This window comes from Actinokineospora spheciospongiae (assembly GCF_000564855.1).
Lineage (GTDB): Bacteria > Actinomycetota > Actinomycetes > Mycobacteriales > Pseudonocardiaceae > Actinokineospora > Actinokineospora spheciospongiae.
The window spans coordinates 1-15,744 of record NZ_AYXG01000206.1 but is presented as its reverse complement, the minus strand read 5'-3'; the positions used below and the strand labels follow the sequence as shown (position 1 = coordinate 15,744).

Below are 15,744 nucleotides of genomic sequence, written 5' to 3'. Positions count from 1 at the left end.
GCACCGCCCATACGCTGCGTCGCTGTGACCCAGTTGTGCCTGCCAGTGCGGGGGCGGTCCGAGCGTCAGGGGAGGAACCGGCATGAATGACCCGGTGGTCGTCGTGGGCACCGCGTGCAGGCTGCCCGGCGGCGTCGACTCGCCCGAGCGGCTGTGGCGGCTGCTGTGCGACGGTGGCGACGTGTTCGGCCCGTTCCCCACCGACCGCGGCTGGGACACCGACGCGCTGTACGACCCCGACCCGTCGGCGCCGGGGCGCAGCTACGTGCGCGAGGGCGGGTTCCTCGCCGGGGCGGCGGAGTTCGACGCGGCCTTCTTCGGGATCTCCCCGAGGGAGGCCGAGGCGATGCACCCGCAGCAGCGGCTGCTGCTGGAGGTCGTCTGGGAGGCGCTGGAGCGCGCGCGGATCGACCCCACGACCCTGCGCGGCAGCGCGACCGGCGTGTTCGTCGGCGCGGAGTCGCACGAGTACGGGCCGGGCCTGCTCAACGCCGACGGCGCGGAGGGGCACCTGCACACCGGCACCGCGGCGGGTGTCACCTCCGGGCGGATCGCCTACGCCCTCGGCCTGCGCGGGCCGGTGCTCACCGTGGACACCGCGTCGTCCGGTTCACTGGTCGCCCTGCACCTGGCGGTGCGGGCGGTGCGCGACGGCGACTGCGACCGCGCCCTGGTCGGCGGCGTCGCGGTCATGCCGACGCCCGCGGCGTTCCTCGCCTTCAGCAGGCAGCGCGGCCTGGCACCCGACGCGCGGCCGAAGCCGTTCGGCGCGGGCGCGGACGGGACGGCCTGGAGCGAGGGCGTCGGGGTGCTGCTCGTCGAGCGCCTGTCCACCGCGCGCGCCGAGGGCCACCGGGTGCTGGCCGTGGTGCGCGGGTCGGCGATCAACTCCGACGGCGACTCGGCCGGGCTCACCGCACCGAGCGAGCGGGCCCAGCGCGAGGTCATCGCCGCCGCGCTGGCCGACGCGGGCCTGCGACCGTCGGATGTGGACGCCGTGGAGGCGCACGGCACCGGTACGGCCCTCGGTGACCCCGTGGAGGCCCGCGCGCTCATCGCCGCCTACGGGCAGGACCGCGACCGGCCGCTGTGGCTGGGCTCGGTGAAGTCCAACTTGGGGCACACGCAGGCGGCGGCGGGCGTGCTCGGCGTGGTGAAGGTGGTGGAGGCGCTGCGGCACGGCGTCCTGCCCGCGACCCTGCGCGCGGAACCGCCGACACCGCGCGTGGACTGGTCGACGGGCGCGGTCGAACTCCTCACCCGGCAGCGCCCGTGGGACAGCGGCGACCGGCCGCGGCGGTGCGGTGTGTCGTCCTTCGGGTTCAGCGGCAGCAACGCGCACGTCATCCTGGAAGAGGCCCCACCGGCCGCCCCGGACACCGGTTCGGCGGTGGAGTGGCTGGACCCGGCCGTGCCCTGGGTGCTCTCGGCGAGGTCGCCGGAGGCCCTGCGCGGGCAGGCCGCGCGGCTAGCCGAGACCTCCGGCACCGCCGGGGACGTCGCCCTGTCGCTGGCCACCACCCGGGCGCGGCACGGGCACCGGCTCGCGGTCACCGGCCGCGACGGGGACGCGCTGCGGTCCGCGCTCGCGGCCTGGGCGCGGGACGGGGGCGCGCCCGGCGCCGTCTCCGGGGTGGCGGGCGGCGGGCGGGTGGGCGTGGTGTTCACCGGCCAGGGGGCGCAGCGCCTGGGCATGGGGGGCGAGCTGTACGCCCGGTTCCCGGTGTTCGCGGTGGCCTTCGACGAGGTGGCCGCCGAACTGGATAGGCACCTGCCGGGTTCGCTCCGGGACGTGGTGTGGGGTTCGGACGCGGAGGCCCTGAACGCCACGGAGTGGTCGCAGCCCGCGCTGTTCGCGCTGGAGGTGGCGCTCTACCGGCTGGTCGAGTCGTGGGGTGTGCGCGCGGTCGCGGTCGCGGGCCACTCGCTGGGCGAGATCACCGCCGCGCACGTGGCCGGTGTGTTCGACCTGCCTGACGCCTGTCGCCTGGTGGCCGCCCGGGCGACGCTGATGGGTGCGTTGCCTCCCGGTGGTGCGATGCTCGCGGTGGCCGCCACCGAGGACGACATCACCCCGCTGCTGGGCGACGCGCTCGCGGTGGCCGCCGTGAACGCCCCGGCCGCCGTGGTCGTGTCCGGCCCGGCCGAAGCCGTGACTGAGCTGGGCGAACGGGCGGGTGAACGGGGGTGGAAGTGCACCCGCCTGACCGTCTCGCACGCCTTCCACTCCCCGCTGGTGGAACCGGTGCTCGCGCCGTTCGCGGCGGCCGTCGCCGACCTCGCCTACGCCGAGCCGGTGATCCCGCTGGTGTCCAACGTGACCGGTGCGGTGGCCGAGCCCGGCCTGCTGAGCACCCCCGGGTACTGGGTCGACCACGTGCGCCGCACGGTGCGCTTCGCCGACGGCGTCCGCGCCCTCGACGAGCTGGTCGACGTCGTGTTGGAGCTGGGTCCGGACGGCCCACTGACCGCCATGGTCCACCGCACCGCCGACGTGCCCGTGCTGCCGTTGCAGCGCCGGGACCGGCCGGAGGAGGACACCGCCGTCGCCGCCTTGGCCGCGCTGCACGTCCGTGGCGTGGACGTCGACTGGCCTGCCCTGTTCGCCGGTACCGGCGCGACCGCCGTGGACCTGCCCACCTACGCCTTCGACCGCCGCCGCCACTGGCTCACCGGACCCGGGGCCGCCCCGACCGCCCCGGTCCCCGTGCCCGTGGCCATCGGGGGATTCGCCGGGCGCCTGCGGGCGCTGCCGGACAACGAGCGCGGTCCCGCCGTCCTCGACGCCCTCCGGGGGCACGCCGCCGCCGCGCTCGGCCACGCCGACACCGCCGCGATCGACCCGGCCACCGCGTTCCGCGACCTCGGGTTCGACTCGCTGATCGCCGTCGACCTGCACCAGCGGCTGGTGGACGCGCTCGGGCTGGCCCTGCCCGCCTCGCTGGTCTACGACCACCCGACCCCCGCCCGGCTCGCGGACTTCCTGCTGGCCGCCGCCCTGGGCGAGGAGCCGGGGGATGCGGAGGCCGCTCCCACGGTCCCCACCGACGAGCCGATCGCCATCGTGGGCATGGCCTGCCGGTTCCCCGGCGGCATCGCGGGCCCGGAGGACCTGTGGGCGGTGGCGGCCGAGGGCCGCCAGGTGACCGGGGACTTCCCCACCGACCGCGGCTGGGACCTCGACGCGCTGTTCGCCCCCGGCCCGGACGGCGCCCCGGCCGTGGCCACGCGGCGCGGTGGCTTCCTGGCCGACGTGGCCGGGTTCGACGCGGGGTTCTTCGGCATCGCCCCCCGTGAGGCGGTGGCGATGGACCCGGCGCAGCGGCTGCTGCTGGAGACTTCGTGGGAGGCCGTGGAACGCGCCGGGGTCGACCCGACCTCGCTGCGCGGCACCCGCACGGGCGTGTTCGTCGGCACCTTCGGCGGCGGCTACGGCTCGCTGCTCGACGGGCGGGGCGACGCGCGGGGGTTCATCATGACCGGGACGACGCCCAGCGTCCTGTCCGGTCGGCTGTCGTACGTGCTGGGCCTGGTGGGACCCGCGCTGACCGTGGACACCGCGTGCTCGTCCTCGCTGGTGGCGCTGCACCTGGCGGCGCAGGCCCTGCGGGCGGGGGAGTGCTCGTTGGCGCTGGCGGGCGGGGTGACCGTCATGTCCACCCCGGACAGCTTCCTGGAGTTCACCCGGCAGGGCGGCCTGGCCGCCGACGGCCGGTGCAAGGCGTTCTCCGATGCTGCTGACGGCACCGGCTGGTCCGAGGGTGTCGGGATGCTCGTGGTGGAGCGGTTGTCGGATGCCCGTCGCAACGGGCACCGGGTGTTGGCGGTGGTGCGGGGTTCTGCGGTGAACCAGGACGGGGCGTCGAACGGTTTGACGGCGCCGAATGGTCCGTCGCAGCAGCGGGTGATCCGGGCGGCGCTGGCGAGCGCCGGTCTGGGAGCGTCCGATGTGGACGCGGTGGAGGCGCACGGCACCGGTACCAGGCTGGGTGACCCGATCGAGGCGCAGGCGCTGCTGGCGACCTACGGGCGCGACCGGGAAACCCCGCTGCTGCTGGGCTCGTTGAAGTCCAACCTCGGCCACTCGCAGGCGGCGGCGGGCGTTGCCGGTGTGATCAAGATGGTGCAGGCGCTGCGGTTCGGCGTGCTGCCGAAGACACTGCACGTGGACCAGCCCTCGTCGCGCGTGGACTGGTCGGCCGGACGGGTGGAACTGCTCACCGAGGCGGTGGACTGGCCCGCCGTGGACCGGCCCCGTCGGGCCGCCGTGTCCTCCTTCGGCGTCTCCGGCACCAACGCGCACGTGATCCTGGAGTGCCCGGCCGAGCCGGTCGCGGTGGTGGAGGCCGACCGGTCGGCGGTCGTGCCGTGGGTGCTGTCGGCCAGGACGCCGGAGGCGCTGCGAGCGCGGGCGGAGCGGTTGTCCGCGGTGGACGCGGCGCCGGTCGACGTGGCGTCGGCGCTGCTCGGCACCCGGGCGGTGTTCGACCACCGGGCCGTCGTCGTCGGCCAAGACCTGCGGCGCGCGTTGGCGGCGGTGGCCGGGGGTGTCGAGGACGAGGGTGTGGTGACCGGTGTGGTCGCGCCCGAGGTGGCCTCGTCGCCGGGGCCGGTGTTCGTGTTCCCCGGTCAGGGCAGCCAGTGGGTGGGCATGGCCCGGGAGCTGGTCGCGTCGTGCCCGGTGTTCGCGGATTTGCTCGACGAGTGCGCGCGGGCGTTGGCACCGCACGTGGAGTGGGAGTTGTCGGATGTGCTCGGTGACGCGGATGCGTTGTCCCGGGTGGAGGTGGTGCAGCCTGCGTTGTGGGCGGTGATGGTGTCGTTGGCGGGGTTGTGGCGGTCGTGGGGCATCGAACCGTCGGCGGTGGTGGGGCACTCGCAGGGTGAGATCGCCGCTGCGGTGGTCGCGGGGGCGTTGTCGTTGGAGGACGGCGCGTTGGTCGTGACGGCGCGCAGCGCGCTGATCGCCGGTGTGCTGGCGGGCACGGGTGGGATGGTCTCGGTGGCTGCCACCCCGGAGCGGGTCGTCGAACTGGGTGGTCAGATCGCGGCGGTCAACGGGCCCGGTTCGGTCGTGGTGGCGGGTGCGGCGCCGGAGTTGGACGCGTTCGTGGCCCGTGCCGAGGCCGGGGGTGTGTGGGTGCGGCGGATCGCGGTGGACTACGGGTCGCACTCGGTGGAGGTGGAAGCGCTGCGGGAGCGGCTGCTGGAGGTGTTGGCCCCTCTCCGACCGCGTGAGCCGGAGGTGCCGTTCCCGTCCACGGTGGCCGGTGGGCGTCCCGGTCTGGTCGACGCCGAGTACTGGTACCGGAACCTGCGGGAGACCGTCGAGTTCGAGCCCGCCATCCGGGACCTGCTGGCCCGCGAGCACGCGATCTTCATCGAGGTCAGCCCGCACCCGGTGCTGACCGGCGCGGTGGAGGCGACGGCCGAGACCGCGGGCGTCGAGGTCGTGGCGACCGGTTCCACCCGCCGCGAGCGCGGCGGTGTGGAGGTGCTGCACCTGGCCCTGGGGCGGTTGTGGACGCGCGGTCACCCGGTGGACTGGACGGCCCTGGTGCCCGCCGGGCAGCACGTCGACCTGCCCACCTACCCCTTCGAGCACCAGCGGTTCTGGCCGGAGCGCGACACCGCGGGCGACGTGTCCGGCGCCGGTCTCGACCGGGCCGGGCACCCGCTGCTCGGCGCGGTGGTCGACCTGTCCGACGGGGACGGCGTGGTGCTCACCGGCAGGCTGTCCGCCACCGAGCAGCCGTGGCTGGCCGACCACGTCGTCGCCGGGCGCGTCCTGTTCCCCGGCACCGGTTTCGTGGAACTCGTGGTGCGCGCGGGAGACGAGGTGGGCTGCGGGCTGCTGGCCGAGCTGACCATCGAGGCGCCGCTCGTGCTGCCCGAGCGCGGTGCGGTCCGGGTGCAGGTCGCGGTCGGCGCGGCCGACGACACCGGCCACCGCCCGGTGAGCGTGTCCTCCTGGGCCGACGGCGCGTGGACCCGGCACGTCACCGGTCAGCTCGCCCCCCGGGCCACCCCGCCGGACACCGCGTTCGCCCGCGGGCAGTGGCCGCCCGCCGGTGCCGCGGCCGTGCCGGTGGACGACTGCTACGACTTCCTGGCGGGGGTGGACCTGGACTACGGACCGGCGTTCCGGGGCGTGCGCGCCGTGTGGCAGGGCGACGGCGAGGTCTTCGCCGAGGTCGCCCTGCCCGACGTCGCGGCGGACCGCGCATGCGCCTTCGGCCTGCACCCGGCGCTGCTCGACGCGGCGGTGCAGGTGTCCTTCCTCGGCGACCTGGGGATCACCCCCGGTGCGCTGCCCTTCGCCTGGCAGGACGTGTCGCTGCACGCGTCCGGCGCCGCCGAACTGCGGGTGCGCCTGGCCCCCACCGGTTCCGGTGTGTCCATCACCGCCGCCGACGGGACCGGTTCACCGGTCGCGGCCATCGGGTCGCTGACCCTGCGCCCGGTGGCCGCCACCGCGGCGGCCCGCCCGCACGACTCCCTGTTCGAACCGCACTGGACGCCGCTGCCCGAGGCGGACCCGGTCGACCCGACGATCGTGGTGGAGTTCCCGCCGTCCTCCGGTGACGTGGTGGCCGCCGCGCACGCCGCGGCGGCGAAGGCGCTCGCGGCCGTGCAGGAAGCGCTGACCGCCGACGACGGGCAGCCCCGGCTGTTCGTGACGCACGGCGCGGTGACCGGCGACGACCTCGCGGCGGCCACCGTGTGGGGCCTGGTGCGCACCGCCCAGACGGAGAACCCGGGCGGCTTCCTGCTGCTGGACCTGCCGGAGGACGGCGACCTCGCGGCCGCGCACGGCGCGCTGGTCGCCTCCGGTGAACCGCAGGGGTGGGTGCGCGACGGCGTCGTGCACGCCGCCCGCCTGGGCCGCTTCGCCCATCCTGCCCCCGACGAGCCCGCGCCGACCGGCACGGTCCTCATCACCGGCGGCACGGGCGGCCTCGGTCGCGCCCTCGCCCGGCACCTCGCCGAGCGCGGCGCGACCAGGCTCGTCCTGGCGTCCCGGCGCGGTCCCGCCGCCGGAGGTGTCACCGAACTCGTCGCGGAGCTGGCCGACCTGGGCGCCGAAACCCGGGTCGTGGCCTGCGACCTCGCTGACGGCGCCGCCACCCGCGCACTGGTCGCGGACATCCCCGACCTCACCTCCGTCGTGCACACCGCGGGCGTCCTCGACGACGGCGTGCTCGGCTCGCTGACACCGCAGCGGTTGGCGGCGGTGCTGCGGGCCAAGGTCGACGCGTCCTGGCACCTGCACCAGGCGACCGCGGACCGACCGCTCGCGCACTTCGTCCTGTTCTCCTCGGTCATGGGTGTCCTCGGCGGGGCGGGGCAGGCGAACTACGCGGCGGCGAACACCTTCCTCGACGCGCTGGCCGCCCACCGCCACGCGCGGGGCCTGCCCGCGACCTCGCTGGCGTGGGGCTTCTGGGCGCAGGCCACCGGCATGACCTCGGCGCTGTCCGACGCGGACACCGCCCGGATGGCGCGCGACGGCCTGGCCCCGATCCCCGGCGGGCAGGGCATGGCGCTGTTCGACGCCGCGCTGGCGACCGGTGCCCCCGCTCTCGCGCCGGTGCGGTTCGACTTCGCGGCGCTGCGGGCACGGGCCGAGGTGCCTGCCGTCCTGCGCGACCTGGTCGGCGGTCGCCGCGCCGCCGCCCCCGCCGCGGGCGCGGGAACGGCGTCGCTGTCCACCCGGCTGGCCGGTGTGGCACCCGAGGACCGCCCGCGCCTGGTGCTCGACGTCGTGCGGGGGGAGGCGGCCGCGGTCCTCGGGCACGGCTCGGCCGCCTCGATCGACCCGTCCCGCCACTTCCGGCAGTTCGGCTTCGACTCGCTGACCAGCGTGGAACTGCGCAACCGCCTCAACGCGGCCACCGGCCGCAGGCTGCCCGCCACGCTGCTGTTCGACTACCCGACCCCCGCCCAGGTCGCGGACCACCTCGTCGGCGAACTGGCCCCGGCCGAGCCGAGCGCCGCCACCGGGTCGCCCCTGGCCGAGCTGGCCCGGCTGGAGGCGGCCATCGCGGCCGCGAACGGTTCGGCCGACCACGCGGACCTGGCCGAGCGGCTGGAGCAGATCAGCAGGCGGCTGCGGCAGGCGGCGGTCCCGACCGAGACCGGCCAGGCCACCGAGGCAGAGATCAACTCGGTGGCCATCGACGAGCTGTTCACGATCATCGACCAGGAGCTGGGCGCCTCCCGGGACTGACCCGCCCCCCGATCCCGCTGTCTTGGAAAGGAAAGCTGCGATGGATGAGCAGCAGGACAAGGTCGTCGACTACCTGCGGCGCGTCACGGTCGACCTCCGCGCCGCTCGCCAGCGCGTCGAGGAGCTGGAGCGCAAGGGCCGCGAGCCGATCGCGATCGTCGGCATGGCGTGCCGCTACCCGGGCGGGGTGTCCTCCCCGGAGGACCTGTGGCGGGTGGTCGCCGACGGGGTCGACGCCATCTCCGGGTTCCCCGACAACCGAGGCTGGGACCTGGACGCCCTCTACGACCCCGACCCCGACCACCCCGGCACGTCCTACGCGCGCTCCGGCGGCTTCCTGCACGACGCGGGCGAGTTCGACGCGGAGTTCTTCGGGATGAGCCCGCGCGAGGCGCTGGCCACCGACGCGCAGCAGCGCCTGCTCCTGGAGACGTCGTGGGAGGCGCTGGAGCGCGCGGGCCTGGACCCGCACTCGCTGCGGGGCAGCCGCACCGGGGTGTTCGCCGGGGTCATGTACGGCGACTACGCGGACCTGCTGGGCGACGCCGAGTACGAGGGCTTCCGCATCAGCGGCAGCTCCGCCAGCGTCGCCTCCGGCCGGGTGGCGTACTCGCTGGGCTTCGAGGGCCCGGCGGTCACGGTGGACACGGCGTGCTCGTCGTCGCTGGTGTCGCTGCACCTGGCCGCGCAGGCGCTGCGCGCGGGGGAGTGCTCGCTCGCCCTCGCCGGTGGTGTGGCGGTCATGTCCACGCCGAACACGTTCGTGGAGTTCTCCCGGCAGCGGGGCATGGCCGCCGACGGCCGGTGCAAGTCGTTCTCCGAGGCCGCCGACGGCGCGGGCTGGTCCGAGGGCGTCGGGGTGCTGGCGCTGGAACGGTTGTCGGACGCGCGTCGCAACGGTCACCGGGTGTTGGCGGTGGTGCGGGGTTCTGCGGTGAACCAGGACGGCGCGTCGAACGGGTTGACCGCGCCGAACGGCCCGGCGCAGCAGCGCGTCATCCGGCAGGCGCTGGCCGCCGGGGAGCTGACGCCGCTCGACGTCGACGTGGTGGAGGCGCACGGCACGGGCACCACCCTGGGCGACCCGATCGAGGCGCAGGCCCTGCTGGCCACCTACGGGCAGGACCGCGAACGGCCGCTGCTGCTGGGATCGGTCAAGTCGAACATCGGCCATTCCCAGGCGGCGGCAGGCGTCGCGGGCGTGATCAAGATGGTCCTGGCGATGCGGCACGGCGTGGTGCCCAGGACGCTGCACGTCGACGAGCCGTCCACGCACGTGGACTGGGCGGCGGGCGCGGTGGAACTGCTCACCGAGGCCGTGGACTGGCCCGAGGTGGACCGGCCCCGGCGGGCGGCGGTGTCGTCCTTCGGCATCAGCGGCACGAACGCGCACGTGGTCCTGGAGGGCGTTCCGGAACCCGAACCGGCCGCCGAACCCGCGCCCGAACCGGCGGCGGTGCCGTGGGTGCTGTCCGGGCGGACCCCGGCGGCGCTGCGGGCGCAGGCCGCCCGGCTGCTCGCGGCCGACCTCGGTGCCCCGCGGCTCGACATCGGGTTTTCCCTGGTCGCGACGCGCGCCGCGTTCGACCACCGCGCGGTCGTCTCCGGGACCGACGACGCGGCGGTGCGGCGCGCGTTGGCCGCGGTGGCCGAGGGCGCGGAGGACGACGGCGCGGTGACCGGTGCGGTCGCGCCCGAGGTGACCTCGTCGCCCGGCCCGGTGTTCGTGTTCCCCGGTCAGGGCAGCCAGTGGGTGGGCATGGCCCAGGAACTGGTCGCGTCGTGCCCGGCATTCGCCGGGTTCCTCGACGAGTGCGCGCGGGCGTTGGCACCGCACGTCGACTGGGACCTGTCGGACGTGCTCGGTGACGCGGACGCGTTGTCCCGGGTGGAGGTCGTGCAGCCCGCGCTGTGGGCGGTCATGGTGTCGCTGGCGCGGTTGTGGCGGTCGTGGGGGATCGAGCCGTCGGCGGTGGTTGGGCACTCACAGGGTGAGATCGCCGCTGCGGTGGTCGCCGGGGCGTTGTCGTTGGAGGACGGCGCGTTGGTCGTGACGGCGCGCAGCGCGCTGATCGCGTCCGAGCTGGCTGGGACGGGCGGTATGGCGTCGGTGTCCGCGCCGCCGGAGCGCGTTGCCGAACTGGGCGGTGAGATCGCCGCGGTCAACGGCCCCGGGTCGGTCGTGGTGGCGGGCGAGGTCACCGAGTTGGAGGCGTTCCTGGGCCGGGCCGAGGCCGAGGGCGTGTGGGTGCGGCGCATCGCCGTGGACTACGCGTCGCACTCGGCGCAGGTGGAAGCGCTCCGCGAGCCGTTGCTGCGGGCGCTGGCGCCGATCCGGCCGCGCGAACCGGAGGTGCCCTTCCCGTCGACCGTCGCGGCGGGCAGGCCGGGCCTGGCCGACGCCGAGTACTGGTACCGGAACCTGCGGGAGACCGTCGAGTTCGAGCGCGCCACCCGGGACCTGCTGGCCCAGGGGCACGCGGTGTTCCTGGAGGTCGCACCGCACCCGGGGCTGACCGGCGCCGTCGAGCGGACCGCCGAGTCGGCCGGGGCGCGGGTCGTCGCCACCGGGTCGACGCGGCGCCACCGCGGCGGCCTGGACGTGCTGCACCTGGCGCTGGGGCGGCTCTGGGCGAACGGGGTCGCCGTCGACTGGCGGCGGTTCCTGGCGGGGGCGCGGCAGGTCGACCTGCCGACCTACGCCTTCCAGCACGACACCTACTGGCCGGAGCCCGCCACCGCGGCGGGTGACGTCTCCGGTGCCGGGCTGGCCTCCGTCGGCCACCCGCTGCTCGGCGCCGCTGTCGAGCTGTCCGACGGCGGCGGTGTGCTGCTGACCGGCCGCCTGTCGCTGCGCGCGCAGCCGTGGCTGGCCGACCACACCGCGTTCGGGCAGGTGCTGTTGCCCGGCGCGGCTCTCGTGGAGTTGGCGTTGCGCGCGGGCGACGAGACGGGCCTCGGCCACCTCGACGACCTGACCCCGGCCACTGCGCTCGTGCTCCCCCGGACGGGCGCGGTCGCGGTGCAGGTCCAGGTGTCCGCCCCCGACGAGGCGGGGCGCGCGGAGTTCACCATCTCCTCCCGGGACGCCGACGCGCACGGCGGACCGTGGGTCCGGCACGCCACGGGTGTCCTCACCTCGGTGGAGGTCGAGCCGGACGCGGGCTTCGCGGACGCGTGGCCGCCCGCCGGGGCGGTCCCGCTCGACGTGGACGGCTTCTACGACGGCACCGGGTTCGGCCCGGTGTTCCGGGGCCTGGTCGCGGCGTGGCGCGCGGGTGCGGACGTCTTCGCCGAGGTCGCGCTGCCCGAGGGCGTGCGCGACGTCGAGGCGTTCACCCTTCACCCCGCCCTGCTCGACGCCGCGCTGCACGCCACCGCGTTCCTCGACGGCACCGACCCCGGCGCCCGGCTGCTGCCGGTCGGGTGGGCCGGTGTGTCCTGCCACGCGACCGGGGCCACGGCGGTTCGGGTGCGCGTGCGCGGCTCGGTGTCGGCGGGGGTGGACCTCGCGGTCGCCGACGGCGCCGGTCAGCCCGTCGCCACGATCAGCGGGGTGCGGCTGCGGACCGCGACGGCCGAGCAGGTCGGCGCGGCGGCGGGGATCGAGTCGCTGTTCCGGGTCGAGTGGGCGACACCGGTGGCGGTGTCAGACGACCAGGACGTCACCGTGGTGCCCCTGGTCGGCGGTGACGACGTCGTGGCATCCGCCCACGCGCTGGCGGCGCGGGCGCTGGAACTGGTGCAGAGCAGCGACTCCCGGCTGGTGTTCGTCACGCGGGGGGCGGTCAGCGGTATCGACCCGGCCGCCGCGGCCGTGTGGGGCCTGGTGCGGTCCGCGCAGGCGGAGAACCCGGGCCGCTTCCGGCTGGTGGACGTCGAGGACGACAGCGACCCGGTGATCACCGACGAACCGCAGGTCGTCGTGCGCGACGGCAGGGCCCACGCGGCGCGGTTGGTGCGGTCCGAGGCCGCCGCCGCCCCGCCGTGGGACCCCGACGGCACGGTGCTGATCACCGGCGCCCTCGGCGACCTGGGCAGCCTCTTCGCCCGCCACCTGGTCGCCGAACACGGGGTGCGGCACCTGCTGCTGCTCAGCCGCCGTGGACCGGAGACTGAGGGCGCCGCCGAGCTGGTGGCCGACCTGGCCGCCGCTGGTGCCACCGCGACCGTCCTGGCCTGCGACGTCGCCGACCGGGCGGCCCTGGCCGCCGCGCTGGCGGCGGTGCCCGCCGAGCACCCGCTGCGCGGCGTGGTGCACGCCGCCGGGGCGATCGACGACGGCGTGGTCGACTCCCTCACCCCCGAACGCCTCCGCCGGGTCATGGCGGTGAAGGTCGACGCGGCCTGGCACCTGCACGAGCTGACCGCCGACCTGGACCGGTTCGTCCTCTGCTCCTCCGTCGCGGGCACCGTGGGCGCGCCGGGGCAGGGCAACTACGCCGCGGGCAACGCGTTCCTCGACGCCCTCGCGGCGCACCGCGCCGCCCGCGGCCTCCCGGCGTCGGCCATGGCCTGGGGCCTGTGGGAGCCGGGGGCGGGCATGACCGGCGCGCTGTCGGCGGTCGACCTCGACCGGATGGGCCGGTGGGGCCTGCGCGCACTGTCGGCCGAGCAGGGCCTGGCCCTGTTCGACGCCGCCGCCGGGCACACCGCCAGCGTGCCCGCGCGCCTGGACCTGGCCGCCGTGCGCGACGCGGTGGAGGTGCCCGCCCTGCTGCGCGGCCTGGTCCGCGCCCGGACCCGCCGGGGTGCCGCGTCCGGGGCCCGCTCCGGCGGCGGCGCGCTGGCCGCGCGGCTGGCGGCGCTCCCCGCCGGGGAGCGGGTGCCCGCGCTGGTCGACCTCGTGCGGACCGAGGCCGCGGCGGTGCTGGGCCACGACTCGGCCGAGGGCATCGAACCGTCCCGCGAGTTCCGCAGGCTGGGCTTCGACTCGCTGACCGCGGTCCAGTTGCGCAACCGGATCGCCGCGGCCACCGACCTGCGGCTGCCCGCGACGCTGGCGTTCGACCACCCGACCCCGGTCGCGCTCGCCGAGCACCTGCTCGGCGAAGTGCTCGGTGAACTGCCCGCCGAGGTGGTCGACGCCCCGGCGGGCTCCGCCGACGACCCGATCGCCGTCGTCGGCATGGCCTGCCGCTTCCCCGGCGGCGTCGACTCGCCGGAGGACCTGTGGGGGCTGCTGGTCGAGGGCCGCGACGTCGTCGGCGCCTTCCCCACCGACCGCGGCTGGGACGTCGACGGCCTGACCGGGGACTTCACCAGGGTCGGCGGGTTCCTGACCGACGTCGCCGGGTTCGACGCCGACTTCTTCGAGGTGTCCCCGCGCGAGGCCCTGTCGATGGACCCGCAGCAGCGGCTGCTGCTGGAACTGTCGTGGGAGGCGCTGGAGCGGGCGGGCATCGACCCGGTGTCGTTGCGCGGCAGCCGGTCCGGGGTGTTCGTCGGCACGAACGGGCAGGACTACCCCGACGCCCTCGCGGGCACCGACGCCTACAGCCAAGGCCACGTCGCCATCGGCAACACCGCGAGCGTGATGTCCGGCCGCGTGTCCTACACGCTGGGCCTGGAGGGTCCGGCGGTCACGGTGGACACGGCGTGCTCATCGTCGCTGGTGACGCTGCACCTGGCCGCGCAGGCGCTGCGCGGCGGGGAGTGCTCGCTGGCGCTGGCCGGCGGTGTGACGGTCATGTCGACCCCGGGTGTGTTCGTGGAGTTCTCCGCGCAAGGCGTGCTCTCCTCCGACGGCCGGTGCAAGGCGTTCGGCGAGGGCGCCGACGGCACGGGCTGGTCCGAGGGCGTCGGCATGCTGGTGCTGGAGCGGCTGTCGGACGCGCGTCGCAACGGTCACCGGGTATTGGCGGTGGTGCGGGGTTCGGCGGTGAACCAGGACGGGGCGTCGAACGGTCTCACGGCTCCCAACGGCCCGTCGCAGCAGCGGGTGATCCGGGCGGCGTTGGCGAGTGCCGGGCTTGGTTCGTCCGATGTGGACGCGGTGGAGGCGCACGGCACCGGCACCAGGCTGGGTGACCCGATCGAGGCGCAGGCCCTGTTCGCGACCTACGGGCGCGACCGGGAGACGCCGCTGCTGCTCAGCGCGGGTAAGTCCAACCTGGGCCACACGCAGGCGGCGGCCGGTGTCGCAGGCATGATCAAGATGGTCCTGGCGCTGCGGCACGGCGTGGTGCCCGGGACGCTGCACGTCACCGAGCCGTCCTCGCACATCGACTGGTCGGCGGGCACCGTCGAGCTGGTCACCGAGAACGCGGACTGGCCGCCGGTCGACCGCCCCCGGCGCGGCGCGGTCTCGTCCTTCGGCATCTCCGGCACCAACGCGCACGTGGTGCTGGAACAGGTCGTCGAGGCACCGGAAATCGACGCGCCGGTCGAGGTGGTGGTCCCGTGGGTGGTGTCGGCGAAGACGGCCGAGGCCGCCCGCGCGCAGGCCGCCCGGCTCGCGGACCTCGACGCCCGGCCGCTGGACGTGGCCCACTCGTTGACGCTGCGCTCGGCGTTCGAGCACCGCGTGGTCCACGTCGGTCGCACGCGGGACGAGTTGCGCACGGCTGTGTCCGAGGCGGTGGCCGGCGACGGCCGGTTGGGGATCGTGTTCACGGGTCAGGGTTCGCAGCGGTTGGGGATGGGGCGGGAGTTGCACGCCCGGTTCCCGGTGTTCGTTGAGGCGTTCGACGAGGTGATCGCCGAGTTGGGCGAGGACGTTCGTGAGGTGATGTGGGGCGGGGACGCGGCGGTCCTGAACCGGACCGGGTGGTCGCAGCCCGCGTTGTTCGCGTTGGAAGTGGCGTTGTTCCGGTTGGTGGAGTCCTGGGGTGTGAAGCCCGAGGTTGTGGCGGGCCACTCGCTGGGTGAGGTCGTGGCCGCGCACGTGGCGGGTGTGTTGTCGCTGGCGGACGCGTGCATGCTGGTGCGCGCCCGGGCGAGCCTGATGGAGGCGCTGCCGGGAGGCGGCGCGATGCTCGCGGTGTCGGCGCCGGAATCCGAGGTCGCGGACCTGCTGACCGATGGGGTGTCGCTGGCGGCGGTGAACGGCCCGGCCTCGGTCGTGGTCTCCGGGGTTGCCGCCGAGGTCGAACGCATCGCCGAGGTCGCGGTGGAGCGGGGTTGGAAGCACAAGCGGCTGTCGGTCTCGCACGCGTTCCACTCGCCGTTGATGGACCCGATGCTGGAGGACTTCGCGGCGGCGATCGCGGGCATCGAGTTCCACAAACCGACGATCGGTCTGATCTCGGGTGATCCGACGGACCCCGGTTACTGGGTCCGGCACGTGCGGGAAGCGGTGCGCTTCGCCGACGCGGTCACCACGATGGTCGACTCCGGTGTCCGCACCCTCCTGGAACTGGGGCCGGACGGCACGTTGTCGGCGATGGCGCAGGACACCGCCGAGGTCGTCGCCGTGCCCGCGCTGCGCCGTGACCGGGACGAGGAGTCGGCGGCCGTCGCGGCGGTGGCCACCCTGCACGCGTACGGCGTTCCCGTCGACTGGTCGGCGTTCT

Annotated in this window: 2 protein-coding genes; both read left to right on the top strand. The window is 75.5% G+C overall.

All coding sequences use genetic code 11. The features are described 5' to 3' along the window. The first annotated feature begins 94 nt into the window (after nucleotides 1-94). On the top strand, nucleotides 95-8,230 hold the full coding sequence (locus UO65_RS36200) for a type I polyketide synthase (RefSeq protein ID WP_459166300.1): 8,136 nt from the start codon (nucleotides 95-97) through the stop codon (nucleotides 8,228-8,230). Between the two features lie 22 nt (nucleotides 8,231-8,252). Beyond that, the coding region (locus UO65_RS26025; protein ID WP_411431376.1) for a type I polyketide synthase at nucleotides 8,253-15,744 on the top strand (7,492 nt) is incomplete at its 3' end.